The organism is uncultured Marivita sp. (genome assembly GCF_947488135.1).
GTDB lineage: Bacteria > Pseudomonadota > Alphaproteobacteria > Rhodobacterales > Rhodobacteraceae > Marivita.
In genome coordinates, this window is sequence record NZ_CANKYW010000012.1 from 1 (window position 1) to 25858 (window position 25858).

General features: G+C 61.4%; 24 protein-coding genes. 5 read left to right on the top strand and 19 right to left on the bottom strand.

What is annotated here, in order from left to right; translation table 11 throughout:
* Nucleotides 1-188: 188 nt before the first annotated feature.
* From Q1B16_RS20510 to Q1B16_RS20525, 4 genes are all read right to left on the bottom strand, one after another.
* Entirely contained in the window at nucleotides 189-3785 is a 3597-nt protein-coding gene (locus Q1B16_RS20510) for a hydantoinase B/oxoprolinase family protein (RefSeq protein ID WP_299793719.1), read from the bottom strand.
* Nucleotides 3786-3855: 70 nt separating this feature from the next.
* Nucleotides 3856-5151, bottom strand: a complete 1296-nt coding sequence (locus tag Q1B16_RS20515; RefSeq protein WP_299793722.1) for a TRAP transporter large permease subunit — start codon at nucleotides 5149-5151, stop codon at nucleotides 3856-3858.
* A 12-nt stretch (nucleotides 5152-5163) separates the two neighbouring features.
* Nucleotides 5164-5712, bottom strand: coding sequence for a TRAP transporter small permease (locus tag Q1B16_RS20520; RefSeq protein ID WP_299793725.1), 549 nt, complete (start codon nucleotides 5710-5712; stop codon nucleotides 5164-5166).
* A gap of 55 nt (nucleotides 5713-5767) precedes the next feature.
* Nucleotides 5768-6739: a TRAP transporter substrate-binding protein gene (locus Q1B16_RS20525; RefSeq protein WP_299793728.1), complete on the bottom strand. Its 972-nt coding sequence runs from the start codon at nucleotides 6737-6739 to the stop codon at nucleotides 5768-5770.
* A gap of 190 nt (nucleotides 6740-6929) precedes the next feature.
* Between Q1B16_RS20525 and Q1B16_RS20530 the strand changes: the two genes are divergently transcribed.
* Nucleotides 6930-7439 carry a winged helix DNA-binding protein gene (locus tag Q1B16_RS20530; RefSeq protein WP_299793731.1) on the top strand — a complete coding sequence of 170 codons (510 nt, stop codon included), beginning with the start codon at nucleotides 6930-6932 and terminating at the stop codon, nucleotides 7437-7439.
* Nucleotides 7440-7521: 82 nt separating this feature from the next.
* On the opposite strand, the gene Q1B16_RS20535 is transcribed toward Q1B16_RS20530, so the two are convergent.
* The 9 genes from Q1B16_RS20535 to Q1B16_RS20575 form a co-directional block, all read right to left on the bottom strand.
* Nucleotides 7522-8046 carry a GrpB family protein gene (locus Q1B16_RS20535; RefSeq protein ID WP_299793734.1) on the bottom strand — a complete coding sequence of 175 codons (525 nt, stop codon included), beginning with the start codon at nucleotides 8044-8046 and terminating at the stop codon, nucleotides 7522-7524.
* Nucleotides 8043-9533 carry an IS66 family transposase gene (locus tag Q1B16_RS20540; RefSeq protein WP_299793737.1) on the bottom strand — a complete coding sequence of 497 codons (1491 nt, stop codon included), beginning with the start codon at nucleotides 9531-9533 and terminating at the stop codon, nucleotides 8043-8045. The genes Q1B16_RS20535 and Q1B16_RS20540 overlap by 4 nt, the downstream gene beginning before the upstream one ends.
* A gap of 52 nt (nucleotides 9534-9585) precedes the next feature.
* A complete protein-coding gene (gene tnpB, locus Q1B16_RS20545) occupies nucleotides 9586-9933 on the bottom strand; it encodes an IS66 family insertion sequence element accessory protein TnpB (protein ID WP_299793740.1) in 348 nt (115 codons plus the stop codon).
* Complete coding sequence (locus tag Q1B16_RS20550) at nucleotides 9930-10280, bottom strand: transposase (protein WP_299793743.1); 351 nt, start codon at nucleotides 10278-10280, stop codon at nucleotides 9930-9932. The genes tnpB and Q1B16_RS20550 overlap by 4 nt, the downstream gene beginning before the upstream one ends.
* Before the next feature lie 219 nt (nucleotides 10281-10499).
* Nucleotides 10500-11147 carry an LUD domain-containing protein gene (locus tag Q1B16_RS20555; RefSeq protein ID WP_299793746.1) on the bottom strand — a complete coding sequence of 216 codons (648 nt, stop codon included), beginning with the start codon at nucleotides 11145-11147 and terminating at the stop codon, nucleotides 10500-10502.
* Complete coding sequence (locus Q1B16_RS20560; RefSeq protein WP_299793749.1) at nucleotides 11144-12577, bottom strand: lactate utilization protein B; 1434 nt, start codon at nucleotides 12575-12577, stop codon at nucleotides 11144-11146. The genes Q1B16_RS20555 and Q1B16_RS20560 overlap by 4 nt, the downstream gene beginning before the upstream one ends.
* A gap of 5 nt (nucleotides 12578-12582) precedes the next feature.
* Nucleotides 12583-13350, bottom strand: a complete 768-nt coding sequence (locus tag Q1B16_RS20565; protein WP_299793752.1) for a (Fe-S)-binding protein — start codon at nucleotides 13348-13350, stop codon at nucleotides 12583-12585.
* Between the two features lie 7 nt (nucleotides 13351-13357).
* Entirely contained in the window at nucleotides 13358-15127 is a 1770-nt protein-coding gene (locus Q1B16_RS20570) for an L-lactate permease (protein WP_299793756.1), read from the bottom strand.
* 281 nt (nucleotides 15128-15408) lie between these two features.
* Entirely contained in the window at nucleotides 15409-15831 is a 423-nt protein-coding gene (locus Q1B16_RS20575) for a transposase (RefSeq protein WP_299793759.1), read from the bottom strand.
* Between Q1B16_RS20575 and Q1B16_RS20580 the strand changes: the two genes are divergently transcribed.
* Complete coding sequence (locus Q1B16_RS20580; RefSeq protein ID WP_299793762.1) at nucleotides 15830-16858, top strand: IS110 family transposase; 1029 nt, start codon at nucleotides 15830-15832, stop codon at nucleotides 16856-16858. The two genes, Q1B16_RS20575 and Q1B16_RS20580, sit on opposite strands and share 2 nt — an antisense overlap.
* A 306-nt stretch (nucleotides 16859-17164) precedes the next feature.
* Here Q1B16_RS20580 and Q1B16_RS20585 read toward each other — a convergent pair whose 3' ends face one another.
* The 6 genes from Q1B16_RS20585 to Q1B16_RS20610 all read right to left on the bottom strand — a co-directional run bounded on the left by Q1B16_RS20585 (nucleotide 17165) and on the right by Q1B16_RS20610 (nucleotide 21639).
* Entirely contained in the window at nucleotides 17165-18097 is a 933-nt protein-coding gene (locus Q1B16_RS20585; protein WP_299793765.1) for an IS5 family transposase, read from the bottom strand.
* Between the two features lie 145 nt (nucleotides 18098-18242).
* Nucleotides 18243-19175, bottom strand: coding sequence for a transglutaminase family protein (locus Q1B16_RS20590; protein ID WP_299793768.1), 933 nt, complete (start codon nucleotides 19173-19175; stop codon nucleotides 18243-18245).
* A 261-nt stretch (nucleotides 19176-19436) separates the two neighbouring features.
* Nucleotides 19437-19970: a hypothetical protein gene (locus Q1B16_RS20595; RefSeq protein WP_299793771.1), complete on the bottom strand. Its 534-nt coding sequence runs from the start codon at nucleotides 19968-19970 to the stop codon at nucleotides 19437-19439.
* A gap of 76 nt (nucleotides 19971-20046) precedes the next feature.
* Nucleotides 20047-20184, bottom strand: coding sequence for a hypothetical protein (locus tag Q1B16_RS20600; protein ID WP_299793774.1), 138 nt, complete (start codon nucleotides 20182-20184; stop codon nucleotides 20047-20049).
* A 132-nt stretch (nucleotides 20185-20316) separates the two neighbouring features.
* On the bottom strand, nucleotides 20317-21150 hold the full coding sequence (locus Q1B16_RS20605; protein ID WP_366140178.1) for a transglutaminase family protein: 834 nt from the start codon (nucleotides 21148-21150) through the stop codon (nucleotides 20317-20319).
* Between the two features lie 339 nt (nucleotides 21151-21489).
* The gene (locus Q1B16_RS20610; protein WP_299793777.1) at nucleotides 21490-21639 is read right to left on the bottom strand and encodes a hypothetical protein; all 150 of its coding nucleotides are present in this window, start codon (nucleotides 21637-21639) and stop codon (nucleotides 21490-21492) included.
* 636 nt (nucleotides 21640-22275) lie between these two features.
* Here Q1B16_RS20610 and Q1B16_RS20615 point away from each other — a divergent pair.
* From Q1B16_RS20615 to Q1B16_RS20625, 3 genes are all read left to right on the top strand, one after another.
* Nucleotides 22276-22701: a hypothetical protein gene (locus tag Q1B16_RS20615; protein WP_299793780.1), complete on the top strand. Its 426-nt coding sequence runs from the start codon at nucleotides 22276-22278 to the stop codon at nucleotides 22699-22701.
* A gap of 524 nt (nucleotides 22702-23225) precedes the next feature.
* The gene (locus Q1B16_RS20620) at nucleotides 23226-24158 is read left to right on the top strand and encodes a PHB depolymerase family esterase (RefSeq protein WP_299793783.1); all 933 of its coding nucleotides are present in this window, start codon (nucleotides 23226-23228) and stop codon (nucleotides 24156-24158) included.
* Between the two features lie 333 nt (nucleotides 24159-24491).
* Nucleotides 24492-25823, top strand: coding sequence for a DUF2254 domain-containing protein (locus Q1B16_RS20625; protein WP_299793786.1), 1332 nt, complete (start codon nucleotides 24492-24494; stop codon nucleotides 25821-25823).
* The last annotated feature ends 35 nt before the right edge of the window (nucleotides 25824-25858 follow it).

Consider the following 25858-nt stretch of genomic DNA (forward strand, 5'->3'; position numbering starts at 1 on the left):
ATTTAGAGTCAAAGCGACATCTGCCATAGCTTAGCCGAACACCCCCAAGTTTTGCCCCCTCCCCAGATTCATCGTTAACCCGATCCACCAGATGCCGGGACTAAACACCTGGGGTACAGTGACACTGGCGCGGACGCCTGATCCGCGGCATCTGCCGCAAGGGCCGTGCGCCACCATTTCCTGGCGCTTCAGGCTGCGCCGTAGGCGCCACCGCCCGGAGTCTTGAGCACGAAGACGTCGTTCACGCCCATTTCCCGCGAGTCGTTCCCGTCGAGCCTTTCCTCGGACCCGTTGGCGCGGATGACCCAGTTTTCGCCGGGCGCGCCGTCGCCGCCGCCATTGACGCCGAATGGCCGTTCGACGCGGTGTGAGGTCAGCACCGTCGCCGTCATCGGCTCAAGGAACCGCAGCTTGCGGACAACGCCGTCGCCGCCCTTGTGCTTTCCTTCACCTCCCGAACAATTGCGAATCGAGAACTCGTCCACCCGGACCGGATAGCGGGTCTCCAGCACTTCGGGGTCGGTCATGCGGGTGTTGGTCATATGGGTGTGCACCGCGCTTGCGCCGTCGAACCCGTCGCCTGCGCCCGCGCCGCCACAGATAGTCTCGTAGTTCTGATGAACATCGTTGCCGTAGACGAAATTGTTCATCGTGCCCTGCGAGCCCGCCAGCACGCCCAGCGCGCCATAAAGCGTCTCTGTGATGGCCTGGCTGACCTCGGTGTTGCCCGCGATGACCGCCGCCGGGTAGGACGGGTTGATCATCGTTCCTACGGGCACGATCACGTTGATCGGCTTCATGCAGCCCTCGTTCATCGGAATGCTCGATCCCACAAGCGTGCGGAACACGTAGAGGACCGCCGCCCGGCAGATTGAAAGCGGGGCGTTATAGTTTCCCGCGTTTTGAGGCGCGGTTCCGGTGAAGTCGACGGTCGCAGAGCGGTTCTCCTTGTCGATGCTGACATTGACGCGGATCGACGGACCGAAATCGAGTTTGTACTCAAACTCGGAGTCCTTAAGCACGTCTAGCACCCGGCGCACAGCTTCCTCGGCGTTATCCTGCACGTGGCCCATATAAGCGTGGACCACATCTAGCGTGAAATTCGCCACCATCTTTTGCAGCTCTTTCGCGCCGGTCGCGTTCGCCGCGACTTGGGCCGCGAGATCGGCCATGTTTTGATCGACATTGCGGCAGGGGTATTTGCCAGAGGCCAGCAACGCGCGCGCCTCCGCCTCTTGCAGCGCGCCTTGCGAGACCAGAAGGAAATTGTCGATCAGGACGCCTTCCTCCTCGATATGGCGGCTGTCGGGCGGAGAGGAGCCTGGCGTTTTGCCGCCGATATCGGCATGGTGCCCGCGTGAGGCCACGACGAAGATAATCTTCTCACCGGCTTTATCGAAAACAGGCGTGATGACCGTGACGTCAGGCAAGTGCGTGCCGCCGTCAAATGGATTGTTCATCATGAAGACGTCGCCCGGCCGCATTTTGCCTTCATTGGCGCGCAGTATCGACCGGACGCTGCCGCTCATTGAACCCAAATGAACCGGCACATGTGGCGCGTTGGCGACCAAATTGCCCTCTGGGTCAAAGATCGCGCAGGAGAAGTCGAGCCGCTCCTTGATGTTCACCGAGTAGGCGGTGTTGGCGAGGGTCGCACCCATCTGCTCGGCGATCGACATGAAGAGATTGTTGAACACCTCCAACATAATCGGGTCGGCCTTGGTGCCGATCGCCTCGGTCCTCCTCAGCGGAACGACGCGGCGCATCAACAGGTCGCCGCCCTTGACGATCTCGGCGCGCCAGCCGTCCTCGACGGCGTTGGTCCCAGTCGGCTCGACGATGATCGCCGGGCCGTCCACCGTATCCTCGACTGCGAGCGAGAGGCGATCGACGAGTTCGACGTCGCACCATTCGCCGTGAACGCACATTCTGGCGCTCTGCGACGTCGGTTCGCCCGACGGTTTGCCTAGCTCGCTGGCGCTGGTGTCGGCGCCGGTGTCGCCGATCGCTTCGGAAGTGATCAGATCGATGATTAGGCGCGACTCGGACGGAATGAAGCCAAACCGCGTCTCGTGCGCCGACTCGAACGCCGACCGCATGTCCTCGGCTGAGCCGAAGGGAACCGGAAGCGTCTGATGCGAGCCCTTGGTGCGGATATGCGCCACGCGAACGGTTTGGATCGCCGCGTCCGGCACGCCTTGGTTGGCGACTTCACTTGTGGTCTCGGCGTCAAGCTCCGCGAATTTGACGGCCGCCGCCGCCACGTCCTCGATCGGAACCGCCAATTGGAACTCTCGCATCGCCCGGATATCGGCCAAGCCCATGCCGAACGCAGAAAGAACTCCGGCGAACGGGTGAACGAAGACTGACTCCATGCCCAGCGCGTCGGCGACCAGGCAGGCATGCTGTCCACCCGCGCCGCCGAAACAGTTCAAGGTGTATTTGGTGACGTCATAGCCGCGCTGGACGGATATTTCCTTGATCGCGTTGGCCATGTTCTCGACCGCGATGCGCAGAAAGCCTTCCGCCAGTTGCTCCGGCGTGCGCGGCGCCTCTCCGGTCTCGGCCGCGATCTTCTCGCCCATCTCCTCGAACTTCCGGCGCACGATATCTACGTCGAGCGGCAGGTCGCCATTCGGGCCGAAAACGCTCGGGAACTGCGTCGGCTGGATCTTGCCCAGAAGCACGTTGCAGTCCGTCACGGTGAGCGGACCGCCACGGCGGTAACTGGCGGGACCCGGATTGGCGCCAGCGCTTTCCGGGCCGACCTGCAGGCGGCCGTTCTCAAAGGTCAGGACCGAGCCGCCGCCCGCAGCGACCGTATGAATGCTCATCATCGGCGCGCGCATCCTGACGCCTGCGACCTCCGTATCAAAGGAGCGTTCATACTCGCCCGCGTAGTGGCAGACATCGGTCGAGGTGCCGCCCATGTCGAATCCGATCAGCTTGTCGAAACCGACCGCCGCGGCCGTGCGCACCATACCGACCACGCCGCCTGCTGGCCCCGACAGGATCGCGTCCTTGCCTTGGAACAGCGAGGCGTCGGTCAGGCCGCCATTGGACTGCATGAACATCAGCGACTTGCAGCTTCCATGCTCGGTCCCCAACTCGTCGCTGACCTGCTTCACATAGCGCCGCAGGATCGGCGAAAGATATGCGTCGACCACAGCTGTGTCGCCGCGTCCCACCAGCTTGATCAGGGGACTGGCCTCGTGGCTCATGGAGATCTGCTCGAACCCGATTTCGCGCGCGACATCCGCGACGGCTTTTTCGTGATCGGGGAACTTGTAGCTGTGCATGAAGGCGATCGCGACGGAGCGGATGCCGTCGTCATGCGCGCTCTGAAGGGCGGTTCGGGCACTGGAAAGATCGAGAGGCGCGACGACCTCGCCATCCGCGCCGACCCGTTCGGACACTTCCTCGACCCGCTCATAAAGCAGTTCGGGAAGCTGAATGTTGAGCGCGAAGATGTCGGGCCGGTTCTGATAGCCGATGCGCAGCATATCGCGCAGACCTTCTGTGGTCAGTAGCAGAGTGCGGTCGCCCTTGCGCTCCAAGAGTGCGTTGGTGGCGACGGTCGTGCCCATTTTGACCGCCTCAATTGTGCCCGGCGGGATCGCCTCGCCAGTAGCCAGACCCAGCAATTCCCGAATGCCATGCACGGCGGCGTCTTTATAGCGCTCGGGGTTCTCGGATAGCACTTTGTGCGAGCGCAGTTCTCCCTCAGGCGTCCGGCCGACGATATCCGTAAATGTGCCGCCACGATCTACCCAAAATTGCCACACTGGAGTTTCTCCTTGATATGCGCGCCCTGGGGGGAAAGTTTCGGTTGTCCGTTCGCTCGCATCGCGCGGGTCACATCTGGCCCGGCAGATAGGTCACGATGGCGGGGAAAATCACGATGATCACCAGCGCCACGACCATCAGGAAGAAGAAGGGCAAGGCGGCAAAGGCGACGCTCAGAATATCGCGCCCGGTCAGCGATTGCAGCACGAAGAGGTTGAACCCCACCGGCGGGGTGATCTGCGACATCTCGACCACGATCACCAGGAAGATGCCGAACCACAGCGGGTCGATCCCCGCCTGCAAAACCATCGGCATGATCACCGAGGCGGTCAGCACCACCACCGAGATGCCGTCGAGGAAACAGCCCATGATGACGAAGAACGCGGTCAGCGCCGCCAGCAGCGTGAAGGTCGACAGGCCCAGCCCACCGATCCATTCCGCGAGGATGCGCGGAATCCCGGTAAAGCCCATCGCCACGGTCAGGAAAGACGCGCCCGCCAGGATGAAGGCGATCATGCACGACGTGACGGTGGCGCCCATCAGCCCGTCGACAAAGCTGGCCCGTGTCAGAGTGCCGGAGCTCCACGACAGAACCAGCGCTAGCACCACCCCGACCGCGGCGGCATCTGTGGGCGAGGCGATGCCTGCATAGATCGAGCCGATCACGCCGCCGATCAGCAGCACCACCGGCAACAGCCGGCGCGAGCGGCGCAGTTTCTCGCGGAAGCTGGCCGAAATGTCCTCCATCGGCAGCCGGTCGCGGTTGATGAGCGCCCAGACCACCACGTAGCCCACGAACAGCGTCACCAGCAGCACCCCGGGCAGGACGCCCGCAATGAACAACCGCGCGATGCTCTGTTCTGTTGCCACGCCATAGACGATCAGGATGATCGATGGCGGGATCAGCAGGCCCAGCGTGGCCGAGCCTGCCAGTGTGCCGATCACCAGCCGCTCGGGGTAGCCGCGGCGCGACAGCTCCGGGATCGACAGCTTGCCGATGGTGGCGGCGGTCGCGGCTGACGAGCCCGAGACCGCGGCGAAAATCCCGCAGGCAAAGACATTCACGTGCAGAAGCTGGCCGGGCAGGCGGTTCATCCAGGGCGCGAGGCCGGTGAACATGTCCTCGGAAAGCCGTGAGCGGAAAAGGATCTCGCCCATCCAGATGAACAAGGGCAGCGCCGCCAGAGCCCAGGAATTGCTGTGCCCCCACATGGTTGTCGCCATGACCAGGCCCAGCGGCGCGTCGGAAAAGAGCGCCATGGCGGCGACCCCGACGCCCAGCAGCGAGAAGGCAACCCAGAGGCCGGCACCAAGGAAGGCGAACAGCAGGACCAGCAGGATGATGGATAGCGTGGCGACGGACATGGGCTCCGGCTCCTACTCGCTCAAAAGGTTTTCTTCCTTGCCCTCCCACGAAGCCGGGTGGCCGCGTAGGAGACCGACCAACTCGTCGACCAGCGAAAGGGTGAGGATGACGAGGCCCAGAGCCACAGGAAGCTGAGGCAGCCACAGCGGAACCGAAACCATGCCCGACGAGCGGTCGCCAAACTCGATGGATTCGTAAACCAGCAAGATCACGTACCAGGTGGCATAGGCGCTCATTGCCAGCGCGACGGTCACCACCGCGATCTCGAACACCCGCTGCGGACCCTTGGACAGGCGCCCAATCAGCAGGGTGACGCGGATATGCCCACCCGCGCGCAGGGCATAGGCAAGGGCGAGAAAGGTCGAGGCGGCGAGAAAGAAGCCGGTGAAATCGGCATAGGACGGGATGGTCAGCCCGATGCCGGTGCCGGTGAAACCGGCGGCGATCTTATCGGCGAGGTTCAGGCAGACTTGGGCAGAGACCAGAACGACAATGGCGAGGATGAAGAACGCCGCCAGCCCGCCGGATGCGCGGTAGATGAAGTCCAGTGTCGCCCGCATGATGTCCCCCTATCGCGCTGCAGGCCGGGCGCGCCTTGGCGCACGGCCGAATGGTTTATTGCTGGTAGGCCGAGAGCAGGGCGGCACCGGCCTCGCCGGCTTCGCCTTTCCAGTTCTCCAGCATCTGCGCACCGATTTCGCGTAGGCCGGTCATAAGCTCTTCCGACGGCTCGGAGACGGTGACGCCATTCTCAGCCAGCACCTTGGTCTGCGCCTCGGTCTCGGCCTTGCTCATCTCCCAGCCGCGCGCCTCGGCGGCGGCGGCAGCTTCTAGCACTGCAGTTTGCGTTGCCTCGTCCAGGCGGCGGAACGCGCGTTTGTTTACCACGACGATGTTCTTCGGGATCCAGGCCTGGATGTTGGTATAATGGCTCAGGAAGTCCCATGCCTTGGAGTTCACGCCGGTCGAAGGCGAAGTGATCATCGCCTCGACCCGCCCGGTGGAGAACGCCTGGGGGATGTCCGGCACCTCGACCTGCGTTGGCGCCGCGCCCGCGAGGTTGGCGAATTCCTCGAGCGTGGCATTGTAAGTGCGGAATTTCAGCCCGGCGAGGTCGTCAACCGAGGTGATCTCCTTGGTCGTGAAGAGCCCCTGGGGCGGCCACGGCACGGCATACAGCACCATCAGCCCTTGTTCGTCCAGGAGCCCGTCGATCACGTCCTTCTGCGCCGCCCAGAGATGCTGGGCCTCGTCGTAATTAGTGGCGAGGAACGGCATGGAATCGATTCCAAAGGCCGGGTTGTCATTTGCCAAGAGCGACAGGAAGAACTCGCCCACCGGCACCTGCCCGCTGCGCACTGCCTTGCTGATTTCGGGGTGTTTGAAGAGCGACCCGGCTGAATGGACCTTGATCTCTAGGGCGCCATCTGTCGCGGCGGTGATGTCCTTGGCGAATTCATGAATGTTGGCGGTGTGGAATGTTGCGTCCGGGTACGGCGTCGGCATGTCCCACGTGTCGGCTTGAACCTGCAACGCAAACCCGGCAAGCGCGGCAACCGCGCTGCCCAAATAGCGTGATAAGAACATCGTCCCATACTCCCCGTGGATTTCTGCACAATTCAAACGCTGGAAGCAAAATAATATTCTGTCAACGTTTTGTGATCGTATCGGCGTGCCTCGGGTCTGCGAAAGGGCGTGGAAACGTTGAAATGAATGGAGGTTTGCTGACTAATAATTGCAAAACACTGATACTTTGAAGATAGGCTGCGCAACGATCATGACGGATCACGAGTCCCCCTCCCGCCGAATCGTGTCGTCCCGTCACCTGGCCGAAGGCGAAGGCTGGGAAGTGTCGGAACTGGAATTTGGCTTGATAATCGTCTTCAACGCCTTCTCGCGCTGGATAACCCGCTGCATGGCAGCCGCCGGTCAGCCGGATCTGAGCCCGCTTGAGATCCTGACCCTGCACCACGTAAAACACCGGTCCCGCGACAAGCGCCTGTCCGACATTTGCTTTCAGCTCAATATCGAGGACAGCCACACAGTGAACTATGCCCTGCGCAAGCTGCTGAAGGCCGGGCTTATGAATTCGGAGAAACGCGGCAAGGAGGTGTTTTATCGTGCCTCTCCCGAAGGCGTGGCACTTTGCAACGCATACCGCGACGTGCGACGCCAATGCCTTTTGCAAGGAATGTCATCGACCGACGAGTTGCGAGAACTGGCGCGTATGCTGCGGGCGCTGTCGGGCCAGTTCGACCAGGCCAGCCGCGCCGCCGCGACGCTGTGAGGCCCACACTTCTTTGGATATCGCCGAAACCGTACGTCCAACATTGGCCGAGGACTTTCGTAAGCGTCCGGTCTGACCGCCCTTATTTGTTCTGGGCGTCGATGACGGCTCTTACGAACTCGGTTTTCCGCCCTGCATATGATCCTCGACCCTGGTCACCAAGTTCTTCGACAAGCGCCCGTTTCAGCTGGGCGTATTGATCCCGGAGTGTTGGGTCGCCTCGTAATGCGTCACGGAAGGCGATTTGATCGCGGCAATCGGCATCGTCGGGATGGTACAAATGCAGATTGTGGGTTCTGATGTCACCGTCGCGCAACCGGATGAACAGCCGCCCGCTTCGAATGCCTCTGTCGATGTAACCCAACTTCGTAAGAGCGGTCGCGATCTGCTCTTCGTGATTTGAGCGTATGGCAATGTCCAAGATGGGTTTTGCTGCCAGACCGGGTACGGAGGTGCTGCCGATATGGTCGATATCAAATGGCACGTCTGGCAGAACCTGAGCGATCAATGCGGCTTCTTTGGCAAACAATTCAGCCCATCTGGGGTCGTACTCGGTCAAAGACAAAGAAGCCTGACGCAGACCAAGTGCAGGACGTTCAACAGTCATGAGATAACCTTTCCGCTTTCCCAAGGCAGCAAGTCGTTCACGCGGGTGATTTTGTAATCAGGGATGCGGGCGATGGTGTCAGCGAGCCAAGTCTGGGGATCGACACTGTTGAGCTTGGCCGTTTCGATCAGTGTGTACGCCACGGCGGCGGCACGGCCACCGGCGGGCGATCCGACGAAGAGGTAGTTCTTGCGGCCCAAAGCGATGGCCCGCATGGCGCGTTCGGCTGTGTTGTTGTCGAGTTCCAGGATGCCATTGGCGAGGTACGGCTTGAGCCGCCGCATGCGCGTCAGCGCATACCGGATTGCCTGAGCGAGTGGTGATTTACCCGATATGATCGTGAGTTGCCTGTTCAGCCAATCCTGCAGGTCGTCAAAGATGTGCTTGGCTTTGGTTTGCCGAATGGCGGCGCGCTGATCTGGCGGAGAACCGCGTGCCTCTTTCTCAACGGCGTAGAGCTGGCTGATCCGCAGGATCGCTTCTTCTGCAATGCTTGAACCCTGAGATCGATGAACATCCACGAACTTGCGCCGGATATGAGCCATGCAGGCGACCTCTTTGATGCCATGGTCGCGGTAAAGCTCTTCGTACCCGGCATAGCCGTCAGCGTGCATCCAACCCTTGTACTTGCTCAGATGGTCCTTCGGGTGCGCCCCACGCCGATCTTGGGAGAACTGATACCAGGCGGCAGGTGGGGCATCGCCATTCCGTGGCCGTTCATCGCGGGCATAAACCCAAAGACGTCCGGTCTTGGTCTTGCCAGTACCGGGCGCGAGCATGTTGACCGGAGTATCGTCGGTGAAGATGGCTTTGCCCTTCAGGGCATGTTTGCCGATGGCGTCGGCCAGTGGAGCCAAAAGCGTCGTTGTCTTGCCAACCCAGTCCGCCAAAGTGGAACGGTCAAGGTCAAGACCGTCACGTTCGCAGATTTGGCTCTGGCGATAGAGCGGCAGATGGTCTGCGTATTTGCTGACCAAAACATGCGCCAGCAAACCCGGCCCAGGGCGACCACGCTCAATTGGGCGCGATGGCAGCACAGCTTGCGTAAACTGTTCACAACGTTTGCAAGCAAAGCGCGGGCGGGTGATCTTGTTCACGATGAACCGCCCCGGCACGTATTCCAGCTCTTCGGTCACGTCCTCGCCAATCTGACGCAGTGCTCCGCCACATGTGCAATGATCTTTGGGCGGCAACAGCTCAATGTTGTTGCGCGGGATATGATCCGGGATCGGACGGCGTTTTGGTTTATCCTCGGGCTCATCCGGGGGAAACTTCATCTTGGCCGTCATCGCGGCCTCGGCCACTTCGCTCGCTTCAAGCGCCAGCATAAGCTGCTTGGTCTGTTCAGACGTCGATCCGTAGCGCCAAGCGTTTTGCCCGGCGACTTGGTGCCGGAGCTTCTCAATGAGCATGGCCTGGGCTTTGATCTCAGCCAAAAGCTGGGTCGTGAACTCGTTGAGTTCCCCATAATCTTCCAGCAATGTCATCGCTTCAGCCACCATGGCCTGAGCTTACATCATTGGAAAGACTGAGGGAATCCTATCCCGCGCGCAAAGGTCGCCAAGTTAGGCCCGGTGTGCGCCAATCGATGCCCTCCAGAAGCATCGCCAGTTGCGCAGGCGAGAGGGACACTTTGCCTTCCTTGGTGGCAGGCCACACAAACTTGCCGCGTTCCAGGCGCTTCGAGAACAAACACGCGCCCTGACCATCCCACCAGATGATCTTGATCAGATCACCCCGGCGGCCCCGGAACACAAACAGATGCCCGACAAAGGGATCGAGCTTCAGCACCTTCTCGGCCTGCGCGGCCAAGGATGCATACCCCTTGCGCATGTCGGTGACACCCGCTGCAAGCCAGACCTTCGTGTTCGCGGGAACGGGGATCATGTCAGATGCCGCACCAGGCGAGCTATTGCCTCAGGATCATAGCTGCCGCTGATCCGCAGGCGGTGCCCATTCGCAAGTTCCAGTTCGATCAACCAGGTCAGCTCGGGCACAGGTTCTGGTGGGGTCGGCTGCGCAATCACTTCGACCGGTAGAAACTTCGCTTCGTCTTCTTCGGGAGGATCATCCGGCGCAAACTTTGGGTCTCTCAGCCAGTTGAAAATCTGGTTGGCGTTCAAATCGTACCGCCGCGCGACCTGGGCAACCGATACACCCGCAACAACAGTCTGCGCACAGATCATGCGCTTCTCGTCATCACTCCACTTCCTGCGCTTGCGCCGCTTCGCCATCCCGGCCTCTTAAGTGTCCATTTAGCTAAGTGGACACTATCCGACACTAGCGCACCTCCGGCAGGGCAGTCAGACCGGACGCTTACATCAGGCTGGCAAATTCTGCGGTCTGTTCGGCAATTTTGCTTCGGTCCATTCCGGGTCTCCTTGGGGTTAGTTAGGACGACCGGCTCTGCTGGCAACGGCCGGCGGTGGTGGGGACTGGCAACCGGCAGGTTGTCAGTCTGTGCTTGCAACAAGGATCACACGCAGGAAGCCCGGCCCATGCGCCCCGCGCACATAGCTCCCCTCGATATCGGTCGTGCCGCTGGGTCCGGTGATCAGGATCGCGTTGCGCGGATGGGGCCGCTCGGCCAGCTGCGCAGCATAGTCCTCGAGATGGGACAGGATATCGGATTCCTGCAGCACCACGATATGATGCAGGGGCAGGAAAGACAGCAAGATCGGCGTATCGGCGCCCGAATGCACGATCATGGACCCGCTTTCGGCGATACCCCAAAGCGCCTTTCCGAGCGCTGCCGGCTGGTCCGGGGCAAGAGTGGTGCCGGTGTCAAGGCCCGTCCAGTCAAGTGCGGTCAGCGCCGGCGCCGGTTCCACGGCCAGTGACAGTGACAGGCCGTGTCCCGACAGATAGCGCCGCACAGCGTCGGGAACGGCTTCCATGCCGCCAACGCGGTCAATCGTCGTGCCGATCGCCTCAGCCTTCAGGATGAAGGCATCTAACAGCCCCTCAGCGACCAGTCGGGGGCGGCTGGTGTCGGGATCGGCCAGCAGGGCGTTGGCCTCGGCGGAGATGGCGTCGGGCGCCGGGCGTTCCTGTGGCAGGGCGGCGCGGATCGCGGACAGGATGCGGTCGCGGGCGGTCATGGGCGGCTCCCCTTGTGTGCCTGCTGGGCGCGATACTGTTCCATGAAGGTGCGGCCCGCCGGGCGCGGCAGGTCGCGATGGGCCGTCCAGCCGCCCGCCAGCGGCAGGCGCGCGATCCAGCCTCCCTTGCCGAACAACCGGAGGGCCCGCACGCCGACCCGGCTGGCCAGCCCGTAAAGACCGGGACGCCGGGCCAGAACGGCCCAGATACCGATGCCGACGCGAAGGCTTCCCGGTTCCAGCTTTTCTCGCCAACTGCGGATCCGCCAGGCGCGCAGCAGCGTGGGGATGGGAATCTCGACCGGGCAGACTTCGGCGCAGCGGCCGTTCATGGTGCAGGCATTGGGCAGGTCGCGTGAACCGGCAAGCCCGTTCAGCACTGGTGTCAGAACCGAACCCATTGGTCCGGGGTAGGTGCCGCCATAGGCGTGCCCGCCGATCTGGCGATAGACCACGCAATGGTTCATGCAGGCCCCGCAGCGGATGCAGCGCAGCATCTCGCGGAACTCGTTGTCCAGCATTCTGGTGCGGCCGTTGTCCACCAGCACGATGTGCATCTCCTCGGGACCATCGGCATCGCCAGGACGTTTGGGTCCGCAGTGGAATGTCGTGTATTGCGTCAGTTCGCCGCCCGTGGCCGACCGCACCAGCAGGCGCAGCAGGGACAGGGCATGGGCGGTGGTGGGTACGATTTTCTCGATTCCCGCCGTGACGATATGAATGCGCGGCGGCGTGGTGGTCAGTTCGGCATTGCCTTCATTCGTCACCGTGCAGGTGGCACCCGTATCGGCCACCAGGAAGTTCGACCCCGAAATGCCTATGTCGGCCCCCAGAAACTTGGCGCGCAATTCGCGCCGCGCGCTTTGCACCATGGTGGCCGGATCGTCGGCCGAGGGCGGCGGGTGATGAGCTATCTTGAACAGTTCGGCCACCTGTTCGCGGGTGCGGTGCATCGCGGGCCAGACGATGTGTGAGGGGGCCTCTCCGGCAAGCTGGATGATGTGTTCGGCCAGGTCGGTCTCGACCCGCTCGATCCCGGCATCGGCCAAAGCATGGGGCAGGCCGATTTCTTCGCCCAGCATCGATTTCGACCGCGTCACCAACTTGGCCTTGGCATCCAGGCAGATGCGGGTGATGATCGCTCGCGCCTCGGCATCGTCGGATGCCCAGTGGACCGTAGCACCAGATGCGGTGGCGTTGCGCTCGAACTGTTCGAGATAATGGTCCAGATGGGCGATCACGTGATCCTTGATCGCGCGTCCGCGTGCGCGGGCGGCCTGGAATTCGGGAAACGCCGCCACTGCCACCGCGCGCTTGGCCTCGGCCGTGCCGGTGGTGCGGTCGATGGCGATCTTCAGCGTTCTGTCCGCCAGTGCCGTCTTGGCACGGTTCTTGAACGAAACCTGCACAGATGCCTCTGGTGCGCTCATGATGCTCAGCCCTCCTCGCCGATGGCGGGACCGTCGGCCCGGCCCGCCAGAACCTCGATGGTGTGGAAACAGCGCGTCCTTGCGCCCCGGCGGTTCAGCTTGCCTGCCATGTTCATCAGGCATCCCAGATCTCCCGCCAGAAGCAGGTCGGCCTCGGTGCGCTCGATCGCCTCGGCCTTTTCGGTGACGATCGCGTTCGAGATGTCGGAATACTTGACGCAGAACGTGCCGCCAAAGCCGCAGCAGACATCATTGCCTTCCAATCCCCGCATCTCCAGGCCCGCGACCTCCGCTAGAAGCGCACGGGGTTGCGCGGCGATGCCCAGTTCGCGCAACCCTGCGCAACTGTCGTGGTAGGTGGCCGTCGCTGACAGGCGACGGCCCTTTGGCCGAAAACCCATCACATCAACCAGGAAACTGGTGATCTCGTGGGTTCTCGCGGCGAGGATCCGGGCGCGGGGCGCCCAGACCGGATCTTTGGCCAACAAGTCCGGATAGCCGTGCACGATGGTTCCCGCACAGGATCCCGAGGGCAGCACAATATAGTCGAAGCCCTCGAAAGCAGCGATGGTCTGTCGCGCCAGTGCTGCTGCATCTTTTTCGTCTCCGCTGTTCAAGGCCGGTTGCCCGCAACAGGTCTGTGCCTGCGGCACCTCGACCCGGCATCCGGCCTCCTCCAGAAGCTGGATGGCGGAAAACCCGATGCTGGGGCGGATTGCATCCACGAGACAGGTCACGAAAAGGCCGACGCGGGGATTTGGCTGTCCAGACATGACGACCTCAGCGTGTTTGGGTGGCGGAAACAGCCCCGCGATTGCGCGACATCAGGAACAGCACGGCGGCCGGCCAGATCAGCACGGCGATCCACCACAGGTTCGGCCCGCCCGCCAGGATAGCAAGACCAAGAAAGCCGCCCTGGACGATATAATAGAACATCGGGATCAGGGTCATGCGGATGATTTCGCCCTCGCGGTCCACAAGTCCCACCGTGGCCGAGGCTGCCACCACGTTGTGCACGCAGATCATATTGCCTGCCGCACCGCCGATGGCCTGCAGCGCAACAACCAATCCGGCCCCGGCCGCGCCCAGACCGATCTGTTCAGCGGTCGAGAACTGGAACAACGAGAACATCATGTTCGAAATCGTGTTCGACCCGGCGACGAAGGCGCCCATCGACCCGATCAGTGGCGCGAACATCGGCCAGGCACTGCCGACCACGGCCGAGACGCTTTCGGCGAGCACGATCGGCATCGACGCCATCGTGTCCGAGGCAGAGTTGATGAACACCTGCACCATCGGCACCGCCAACAGCAGTGCCGGGGCCGCCGCGATCATTGTCAATCCCGACGTACGCAATGCCTTGCCGTAATCGGCCGGACGCATTCGATGGAACAGGAAGGTGAACAGCGAAGCGAGGATCAGCACCGTTCCAGGCAGATACAGCCATTGCACGCGGGCATTGATGCCCGACCCGAACAGATCATCGAAGGCCATGGTCCGTTCCGGGGCGGTCAGCCAGGCCTTGAAATCGGGAATCGTGCGCGTCGCGACCAGCAGAAGAACCACGAATATGTAGGGCGCCCAGGCCTTGAGCAACGACATCATCTCAAGCCCGGCACGGTGATCCTCCAGATCGTCCAGCTTGCCGACCCATTTTCCGTCCCACTGTTCGCGGGGCGGAAAGTCGAAGAACTCCTTCGGGATCAGGAAGCCGGCCCGTGCGGCGGGAACGACGATCAGTAGCCCGATGATGCCGCCCACCAGGGACGGAAATTCCGGGCCAAGCAGGCTGGCAATGATCCAGTACGGAACGGTGAAGGCAAGCCCGGCGAACAGCGCGAATTTCCAGATTCGGAACCCTTCGGTGAAGGACCGCCGGGAACCGAAGAACCGCGTCATCATGCCGATCATGATCAACGGGATCAGAAAGCCGATCAGGCCATGCAGTGTGGCAACCTTGACAGCAATCTCGACCAGATAGTCAGCGAAGGCCATCGGTGTGATGGTCTCTTCGACAATCGCCTGACCCGAAAGCCCGGTATTGACACCGACAAGAATCGGCGTGCCGACTGCGCCGAATGACACAGGCGTGCACTGGATGATCAGCGATACCAGCACCGCTGCCATGGCCGGAAAGCCGATGGCAACCAGCAGTGGCGCAGCGATGGCCGCGGGCGTGCCAAACCCGGACGCCCCCTCGATCAGCGATCCGAACAACCAGGCGATGATGATCGCCTGTACCCGCCGGTCAGGCGAAATGCTGGTGAACCCTGCCCGGATCGACCGGATGCCGCCGCTTTCCTCTAGCGTGTAGAGCATCAGGATCGCGCCGAATATAATGTAGAGCAAGCTGACTGCGGTCACAGCACCGTTCACGGTGGCGCCAAGAATCTTGTTGAGGTCCGTGCCCCAGACCAAAAGCGCGGTCGCGGCCGTGACCAGATAGGCAACGCCCATCGAAAGCTTGGCCGAGCGTGCGAGCACCACCAAGAGCAGAAACACTGTGGCGATTGGCAGCAGGGCCAAGACGAATGTGAAGACTTGGGACATCTTTCCTCCTCAGAAAAAGCCTAGCTTGTTGGGGTTGTAGATGACCAGCATGTTCTTGGCCAACATTCCCCAAGTGGTGTGTCGTCTGACGTAAAGATCGCCTGGGTCCGACCGCTGGACAAGCGTTTTTCGCCCTGGAACGGCGCCTGCGGTCGCGCAGGCTGCTGGAACAGGGTGGATCAGACCGCGAATGCGCCGTGATCTGGCTCGGCGGTGGTGTTTTTCGGCGAAGCGGGCAGACCTGTCCTGCCGCTTTCGTTCAGTTTGGACGTGGATCGCGGTCATGCACATGACGGAGGTGCTCGCAATCGGCGGATGGCGGCGAGGATGGCGCGGACCATCGGGCCGGTGACGGCCACCTCAGCCAGTTGGAAGGTGATGGCGCGGGCATGGTGGACGACACGCGCCCCGATCTTGATCAGCTTCAGTTGCAGGCTGGTCAACGACCAGTCCGCCATCGCCTCGGGCAGCTCGATGCAGCGCAAGAAGGTCGCCAGGTTGTAGGCCAGAGCGTGCAGTTGCAGTCGCACCTCGTTGTCGCGGAACTTCCGGCATGACAGCCGCGTCCAGCGAAAGGCGCATTTGCCTTCCTTGATATGCTGCTCGGCCGTGCCGCGCTGGTTGGCTCTGATGCTGTAACCGCCCCCCGACGGCATCGACGTGCCAAGGTGGGATCGCAACAATCCATTTTGGGAGGCGGTCATGTCGGAGATTACCACGGTCGGATTGGATCTCGCGAAGAATGTGTTCCAGGTCCACGGTGCTGACGCCAGAGGCGGCGTGGTCTTTCGCAAGAAGCTCAGAAGGTCCGCGGTGCTGGAGTTTTTCAGTAAGCTGCCGCCCTGCCTCGTGGCGATGGAAGCCTGCGGTGGCGCCCATTTCTGGGGGCGGGAGCTGGCACGGCTCGGCGATGACATCAGGCTCATCCCGCCCGCCTACGTGAAGCCCTTCGTCAAGCGGCAAAAGAACGATGCGGCTGACGCGGAGGCGATCTGCGAAGCTGCGCAGAGACCGAACATGCGCTTCGTACCCGTGAAGAGCGAAGAAACGCAGGGGGCGGCCAGCGTCTTCCGCGTCCGAGAATTGCTCATCCGGCAGCGCACCCAGGCCATCGACGCCCTCCGCGGACACCTCACCGAATACGGTCAGGTCGTGCCGCAGGGCGCGACGAATGCCCGGCGCCTGATTGCGTTGGTCGCGGACGACGAGTCGGATCTACCAACGACGGCACGGGCCTCACTGAAGGTCCTGACCGCAACGCTCGCCCAGCTCGACGATCAAATCGAGGCCTTGGATGCTGAGATCACCCGTCGAGCCAAGGAGAACGAAGTGGCGCGGCGTTTGATGACCATTCCGGGCATCGGTCCGCTGATCGTCACGGCCATGACTACGTTGGCGCCGCCGCCGGAAACGTTCCGCAAAGGCCGCGACTTCGCGGCATGGCTCGGTCTCACGCCGCGGCAGCATTCGACAGGCGGCAAGCAAAGGCTCGGGGCCACGACGAAGATGGGCGAGCGCTCGTTGCGCAGATTGCTGATCATCGGGGCCAACAGCGTCATCATCAAGCGCCATTGCCACGCGTCAGCACGCCCGGGCACCTGGCTGGCAAGCATGCTGGAGCGGAAGCCGACGATGCTGGTCCGGGTCGCGCTCGCCAACAAGATGGCGCGGATCGTCTGGGCGCTGATGAAGAGCGGAGAGATCTACCGAGCTCCGGCTGTGGCAGCGTAACACCTGTCAGCAGTCGCGAGGTCGTCGGAGCGGAGGAGGGCTGAGAGCAGCTTGGCGCAACGGTCGCGAGACGGGGTCGGAAAACCAGAGCGCAACAGAGTGCCACCGAGCACGCGGCTTTGATTTGGGTCCGACCCGCGAACACCATGCGGGCCCGCGGCATGACGATGGCCGCACCATGAGGCCGGATACATGTCAGCACCCGACACCACGCCAAATTGCTCTGAAAACCCTCTTGCGCATGGGGCGGTTATACATGTTGCACAAATCGGCTTAAGGCCGAGGTTCCCCTTTCCCCGGACGGACTTATCCCACAGCTTCCGTGACGGGTATTCCGAGCGCGGTGTAGCCGTTCAGGACGGCGATGCGGACCTGGAGTTCGGCGACCTGTCGGTCGAAGTCCCGTGCCATGAGCCGCTGGCCCAGCAACTTGATACAATGCATCTTTGTCTCGACGCGGCTTCGGCGGTGGTATCCACTCCATCGTCGCCAGAGCGCGCGGCCCAGGTATTTCGCCGCGCGCAGGGCCCCATTTCGCGCCACGGCTCCGGCGGTGATCGTCTTCCAGGGCTTCGCGTTCTTGCGGGGCGGGATGACGGCATGGGCACCGCGATCTGCAATCGCATCGTGGCGTTTGCGCGTGTCGTAGGCGCCATCAGCCGTAACGCTACCGATTTCCTGGTCCTGCGGGATTTGGTCGAGAAGGTGGGGTAGGATGGGCGCATCACCGATGTGGCTCCCGGTGACTTCGACGGCCCGGATCTCCAACGTTTCTTCATCGATCCCAAGGTGGAGCTTGCGCCAGACGCGCCGTTTCGGGCCGCCATGCTTGCGTGCGTGCCACTCGCCTTCACCTTCGACCTTGATCCCGGTGCTGTCGATCAGCAGGTGCAACGGCCCCTTGGAGCCGCGGTAGGGGATGTTCACGGCCAAGGTCTTCTGGCGGCGAGATAGCGTGCTGAAGTCGGGCACCGTCCAGTTCAGGCCGACCAGCCGTAGCAGGCTCTCGACGAACCCGGTCGTCTGCCGGAGCGCCATGCCGAACAGCACTTTCATCGAGAGGCACGTCTGGATAGCGGCATCGCTGTAGGTCTGCTGGCGGCCACGCCTGCCTGTCGGCGCGGCATCCCAGCTCATCTCGGGGTCAAACCAGATCGTCAGCGAGCCCCGGCGCTTGAGTGCTTCATTGTAGGCTGGCCAGTTCCTGGTCTTGTAGGTCGGGGGTATGGGTCTGCTCATGCATCCCAGCTACCACCCTGGATTCGCGAGATGAATCTCTCACGCGATTTGTGCAACAGAGCCTAAGTTCACTGCAACTCCGCACATGTCCGCTTCGGCCCGCTTTGCGGGGCTCTAAGTTGAGTTGCACACAAAACGCACACTTCTAGCGTTTACCTAGTTGATGCTGCGTACCAGCGCGTCCAATCCTCCATCGCAAAGTGTTTTGCCTTGTTCTGCTGCGAACGGAGACCTGAACTGAAAAGTCAAAAAGGGCGTTGGAACCTCCCGAAAAACTCCCCGAGACAGGTACGACCTGGTGGATGCCGCGACCGACTGCGACCGGTATCAAGTTCTGCGACCCGACGCTCCGGTTGGTGGGGTCGAAGGCGATCCACCCTGCGCCGGGCAGGTATATTTCGACCCAGGCATGGGTGGACCCGGTACCTGCGGAACCGATAAGGCTGTCTTCTGGATCGGACAGATAGCCCGAAACGATACGGGCTCCCAGGCCAAGACAGCGAGCTGCCTCTGTGAGCAGGACCGCGAAATCGCGGCACGAGCCCCATTTCCGGTCGAGCGTCTCGATCGGCGTCTGGGTGCCTTCCGTCTCACGTACCTGATAATAAATCTGCGAAACCACACCGTTGCTGATGTCCTTCAGCAGAGACAGCGTGTCTGTTCGGTGCCCCATGACGAAGCCCTCGACCCATCGGGCAAATCGGCCGTCGGGGTCGGCGTATTGCGGAGCCGTCAGCGCGCCCAGATCCGTCCATTCGTCGGCTGAATAGAGGAACGGGTACTCGATGGCAGAAGCGGAGATGGCAAAGACCGGCCAAGCTAGCGCGGTCAGTTCCACGGTGGCGCGACTTTCGATCACCAGATGGTCTGTCGGACCGTCAAAGATTGCGGTGGCGATCGCGTTGCCGGCCACATCATGCGCCCAGGATACGGTGGCCGTCGGGGTTATGGAGATCTCGTGGGAGAAAAGACGCAATTCCCGCGTTTCGCGGGGACGCAGCATCAATCTGTGCGGTCCTAGAGAGACCGCATGACGGTATCGGTAGGTTGTGGTGTGAAGGATGTCGAGGCAGGCCAAAATTTGGGGGTCCAGTGTGGTTCGAGGAAGACTGCACGCACGTCGAAGAGGATCAGCGACGGCGTGATGCGCCCGGACTGACAGGCAAGGCGTTTCGCCAGGCGTTCAACCCCTTGCAGCGTCTACAAATCCGCTCTCCGAAACCTTTGCTCCAGAACCCAGTTTCGCAGCTCAGGCATTGGCGTTCCTGCGGAACGTCGCCCGAGACCCTTGCGATCAAGATGTCTGGCGTGGCACCTTCGGCCATGGTCTTGTTCGCCATCAAGTCTGTCCCGCTAAGTGGCGGGTGCGCGAGGGCGACGGTAATTCCGGTCTTGAAGGCATGCCTTCGTTTTCGGCGGCCCGGATCGACGCATCATCCCGCGTCCTTTGGGTGGTCGTCTTCGACGCCGGCACATTCAGAATGGGATCGGGCATCCCGTGCCCCGAGTAGAGATGCCGCAGATGTGCTGCAGAGACCCCGTCGGCCTCCATCACGAGGCGTACCATCGGATCAGATAACATTTCCTCGAGAAAAAGGTCGGACAAAGCCTTGCCCGTCAGCTTGTCCCTGGCGCGTGCTTGGTCGAGGTCGATAAGGGAAACTGTCAGGGCCCGCGCAAGCCCGGGATGCGATATCCGGGGATGAAGCTTCACCAGAACGGAGGCCTTCCAGGCTGCGGGATCCTTTCGATCCGGGGGTGAAACCAACTCCGTTTCGATCTCGTACTCTCCCGCCGGGAGCGTCTCGTTGAAGCCGGGTACAGTGAACGGTCGGGCGAACACCGCGACGGTCTTGCTCATCAGATCTTCCATCGGCGTGATCCTCTCCCTTGATGCTGCGGGTGGTCCGCGCCCCATTTGAGGGTGGGGCACGTGGCCTCTGCAGGTCTCAAGATGTCTTGGATTTCGTTGGGGCTTCCTTGCCGGCGGCCTTGGGTTCGTTCGCTTTGGCAGGAGTCCTCGCGGTCTCCGCAGGCTTCGGCTTCATTGCGGCCGCAGCCCTGGCAGTCAGGTCCTTGAAGGACATGTCATCGATCCTTTGATTGGCCGGCGCAAACTCGTCGTCCTTGGTGGACTGGGAGGCTTGGCATCGGTTCTACATATATGGGGACCAGCCACTCAATTTACGACGGCGCACTTCGAAGAAAACCAAAGTCAGTTAGGCCAATTCATCGGTCCAGACCTTGAATTCCGTCAAAGTGTTTTCCCCGAATGTCTGGGTCAGCGGCACATCGGCGGCATCGCGGCCGCGCGCAATCAGAATTCTCGCAAACCTCGGTTTGTTGTTGCGCGGGTCGAACATGTGCCATTCACCAGCGAGAAAGACCTCCATCCATGCGGCGAAGTCTCCAAGCGGATGCGGGAGAGGTTCACCAATGTCGCTCAGATATCCGGTGCAGTAACGTGCCGGAATATTCATGCAGCGACACAAGGCGATAGCGAGATGGGCAAAATCGCGGCAGACGCCCTGCCGCTCGGCCATGGTCTGCGATGCGGTGCGCGTCGCTTTCGCCTGCATGTAGTCGAAGCGGACATGTTCGTGCACGAAATCGCAGATTGCCTGGACACGGGACCATCCGGGGTCCGTGGACTCGAAAAGTCGCCAGGCTTCCTCCGAGAGGAGATCGGTATCGCAATACCGGCTCCCCTGCAGGAACACGAGTGTCTCGAACGGCAGATCCTGAACCGCGTGCTGCTGCGCATCAGGAAAGACGGGATCGGGCTGGCCGGTATCGCGGAAGATGCCGTCTGTCGACAGGGTAAAGTCGCCCTCCGGGGCCAGCATGCGGGTACACCAGTTGCCGAAGCCATCCCGGTAGCTTTCGAGCTGCACGCTGGGGGAGGTCACGAGATAGTCCGCGCGCTCTAGGTCGCCGAAGCGCGAATAGTGAACGTTCAGCAGCGCGATCAGCGGCGTCGGTTGCGGGAAGCCGTATCGCAGACGGCACCCGATGCTGACCCGCATGCCGGACACACGGCCGCGCCTGGTCATGTCATGATCATCTTGCAAGGATGAGCGTCCTAGGCATCGGGTCAGTGCCATCCTCCGCACGGACGGGGAAGGCGAAGGACGCGATCAGACCCGCTATAACTGCCGTCCTCGCGATCAGCCTCGCCAGCGGATGTCTCATCGCCGCTTTCTCCTTGACGGACCAGAGTCCGCCGGTTGCCCCACGCGTGTTCGATGGCCCAAGCGTGAGCGTTCCGGTCAGCCGTCGAGTTGGCGCGGGCGGTGGCGGGGATCCCTTGGAATTCGGTCTCGTCGGCATGCCTTCGTTCTCGGCCACCTGGATCGCGAAGTCCTGCGGGACTGTCAGTTGAGAGCTACCGGTCATCGGGGCGACAGCCTGTGCAGGGCCGCAGCGGCAAGAGCATGTTCCTTCTGGTGGTAGTCGCAGCGGAGCTTGCCATTGACCTGCACTTCCCAGATGCCGCTTCTTTCGCGCACCTGGACCCCACCGCGCCGCGCTGGTCGGTTCATGGAAGAATCCTTTGCTCCTCTACTTTTCAGCGACACGGGTTGCTTGACGGTCATTTCTGGCTCCTTCGCGTGGGGCGCGCGCGCATCTCCGAGAAGCATCACGGCGCGAGTGAATTCTGCCGCATAATCATTGGTTTCGCGGTGGCCGTGTTAGCGCTGGGTCAATCTCATCGGCTCAACGAACCGTTCTCGCAGGTGGTCGACGAACCACGGCCCGGTACAAGCCATGTCGGCGATCAGGGCCAGCAGGCACCGTTTTCGAAACCTTGCCCGCGGAGAAGTTCCTCCTGAATCAGGACTTCGTAGTCCCTAGCCGGAGGTTCGTCCGGAAAATTGGCCAGGCAGAAAAGGTGCAGGAAAGTCACCCTCAAGCCTACACGATCTTGGCAGATCTTCGTTCGCCACGGTTCATGCCCTATTGGATTCCGAGCTTTCCCAGTCGAACGACTTCTTCTGTTGTAATTCAGGAGCATCCGACTGGCACTGACACAAGTTAGTCCCGAGCACCGAACCAAGTGCGGCCTCCCTGGGGCAGTCGCCCGCACTGACCTGTGTAAGGGCGACGAGACCGACCTGCGCGTATCCTTTGGGAATCAGGGGCGATCTGCGTTCCTGCAACCAATGAATGGAATGACAATGGCTGATCGCAATGTTCTCGACCCGCACCCGCCGGAGTTTGCCCGGTTCCTCTACGCGTCCGTCGGCGAGGATCGAAACGGCTATGCCGTGACTGTCCTTTCCACACTGGCGCGGCTCGGCCTCGATCCATGGAAAGAAACTGCTGGACTGGTCGGGCTGGGACGCGAAGCCGCGCGAGCGCGATTGGGGGTACTGCTTGCCCGATTTCGGGACGTTCCTGCGCTCGCCAGCGACCACGGCAGAGTCGCACGAGACCTGAGCCAGCTGCTTCCCGAAGCCCAGACGTCAGGTGTCTTGCAGAGCGCTGCCTCGACGGTGGCCGACGGTAGGCCGGGAATAAGCGGCGCGATCTGGACAGTGCTTGCGATTTTCTTCGTCCTGTTTCAGATGGTCATGGTTGTCGGGTCGGGGTCAGGCGAATGACCGCCTCAAGCGAGACCGCGAGAAGACCGGCACATGCAGCGCACAAATCCAGCACGCTTTCTCCACATGAACAGGGCGTTCTCTGGGACATGGAGGAACACTTCTGGACCAGTGGCGCCGACGACGCGCAGGCAACGACAGCAAGCAACGCCATAGTGGTTTTCCCCTTATCCTCTCGGCATCCTGCAGGGCGACCATATCTGGACCCATCTTCGAGACAGGACCGGCTGGCGCTGTTTTGTCATGGCCGAACGGCGCGTCACGCGGCCGTCAGGCAAAACACCTTCTTTTATTCGTGCGCGGACTAACCCACGTCAGTGCATGCGGAGTGGTAAACCAGCAAGGTGTAACATGATCACCGGGACACTTGGCGTATGCCTCTGATGGAATTCACCTAACGCGGGCGACAAAGGTCTCTTCGTGTCCGCCTCGAACCGTGGACAATCAAATCGCCTCCGGCCCGAAAAACTTTGGGCTCGGGGGTTTTCTTACGTGGCCAGTATCGGTCATGCACAGGAGTTCTTATGTCAACGTCTTTAATTTCCAGCGATCGTCTCTCCGCCATGCAAAATTTCGGGACCGACCCCGGGTCGCTGAGCGCGGACATTTATATTCCGGAAAACTTCCCGAAGAACGGCCCGCTTGTCGTCGTGCTCCATGGCAGCACCCAGTCGGCGGAAAGCTATAATCTCGGATCGGGGTGGTCTACTCTCGCCGACGAATGTGGGATGGCGCTCCTGTTTCCGGGGCAAAGACTGACCAATAACCTCCTTGGCAGCTTCAACTGGTTTGAGACCGGCGACAGCGAGCGCGGCGGCGGCGAGCCTCTGTCTATTCGTCAGATGATCAAGCAGGTCGTTGATGATCACACGGTAGACCCGTCGCGCGTCTTCATCACGGGGATGTCTTCTGGCGGTGCCATGACATCTGTGATGCTTGCGACCTATCCGGAAGTGTTCGCGGGAGGGGCGATCATTGCAGGGCTGCCCTATCGCAGCGCGGACAACATGATGGAAGCGATCATTCGCATGAATGGATTTGGCAGCCCATCGGACAGCGCACTTGACGCGTCTGTCCGTGAAGCCTCGGACTCCAAAGGCCCCTGGCCGACGATCTCTGTCTGGCATGGCGGCAGCGATACGACCGTCGACAGTTCCAACGCCGGTGATATCGTCGGACAGTGGCAGAAGATCCACAACGTTGAAGGACCGCCGACACGTGTGGAGACCGTCGACAGCATTCCCCGGAAAGTCTGGTGCGACGCGGACGGGCGCGTGGTGATTGAGGAATATATTATCGAGGCCATGGGCCACGGCACGCCGATCAGTGCCGGGGGAGACGAGGGTCTTGGCGAAGAAGGTGAGTATATGCTAGAAGTCGGCATTTCTTCGACGCGTCACATTGCGGATTTCTGGGGTTTGACGGAGACTGGTGCGAAAACGGAAACCGCAGCATAGTTCGAGCGGGAACGTTGAGACAATGCACCGCCCCTCGCTGGATCATTCCCTGCAAACGAGCGGGCGAACTTTTAGCGGCGTCCTGTTGTCAACAGTTGGCTGGTGAGGCTTCCGGAGCGGCGTCCGGAATTCTTAGATTTAGATCGATCTGCATGCCACCGCCCGTCAGCGGCATGCTGGTCTCGCCAATTGCCTGCGCAAGGCTGTCGCCGCGATCTTGGGAAATGAAGAGGCGTTTTGCTGATCCGACTCCGGTTTATCGCTGAGTAGGCATGTCTACAGGATCAGGGCGAACAATTTCCCCTAACTGCACGTGACCAAAAGGAGAGCCATTTGGCGAAGTCATTTTCCATCACACGTGTCTACGCGTTCTGGGGACGCCTGAATTCGAGTTTCTGGTTCGTTCCCGCCATGATGTGCGCGGTTGCGGTCGGACTATCATTCCTGCTGATCGCGGTGGATACCCGGCTTGGTGTCGGCACTGTGAGCGATTTCGGCTTGCTCTATACCTTCGGGCCGGAAGGTGCCCGGGCAATCCTGTCGGTCATCGCGAGTTCGATGATCACTGTCGCCAGCCTGATCTTCTCCATCACCATGCTGTCACTGCAGCTCGCCTCCTCGCAATTCGGGCCGCGGGTTCTGGAAAACTTCATGCGGGACCGCAGCAATCAGGTTGTGCTTGGAACTTTTGTGGCGACATTTCTCTATTGTCTGGTCGTTCTGCGTGCGGTGCGGGGTCCGGGGGACTCCAGTTTCGTTCCGCACCTGACCGTTGCATTCGCGGTCGGTCTCGCTGCTGTCGGTGTCGCGGTTCTTATCTATTTCATCCATCATATCGCCACGTCGATCCGCATCGAAACGCTGCTCGCGCAATTGGCCGCCGACGGGCGCGCCGCCGTCGATAGGCTCTTTCCGGAACGCCTCGTCCATGGCCACTTGCAGTGCGAAGACGAGCCTGGTGGGGATCGACTCGCAGACGACTTCGAGGACGGCTCCGAACGGATCAGTGCCGATGCGAGCGGATACGTGCAGAAAGTCGGTATGGAGGCGCTCATGCGGATTGCTGCAGAGCATGATCTTGTCTTGCGGATCGAGACCCCGCCCGGTCGTTTTGTGACCGCAGGTGAATGCATGATTGCGGCATATCCGCGTGATCGGGTGTCGGAAGAAATTGCCGACAGCCTGCGTGGCGCAATCGTCATCGGGCGGAATCGGACGATCAACCAAGACCTCGAGTTCTCGATCCGGCGTATCGTTGAGCTGGCCCAGCGGTCCTTGTCGCCTGGCATAAACGACCCCACCACCGCGCTTTACTGCATTGACCGCCTTGGACAGGTGTTCGGTCGATTGTCTGGCCGGGATATCCCGTCACCGACCCTCAACGACGAGTCCGGACAGTTGCGTATCCTGACTGAAGTCATCCTCATTGAGGAACTGGCATGCAAAGCCTTTTCAGCGATAGCCCGCTACGGGATTTCCGACGCCGATGTGGTCACGCGTCTGGTAAACACAATGGGCAAGTTGAGCCGCTCGCTCTCACCCTCAGCGCGTGAATCCATCAAGGCGCTGAGTGAACAGGTGCTCATTGCCAGCGAGCACGCTGCTTCTCTGGATTTTGATCGGGAAGCACTTAGCAACCTCAAGAACAGCGATTTGACAGGATAGGTCCCCTCACGGCCGCCGAGATCACTATGACGTCG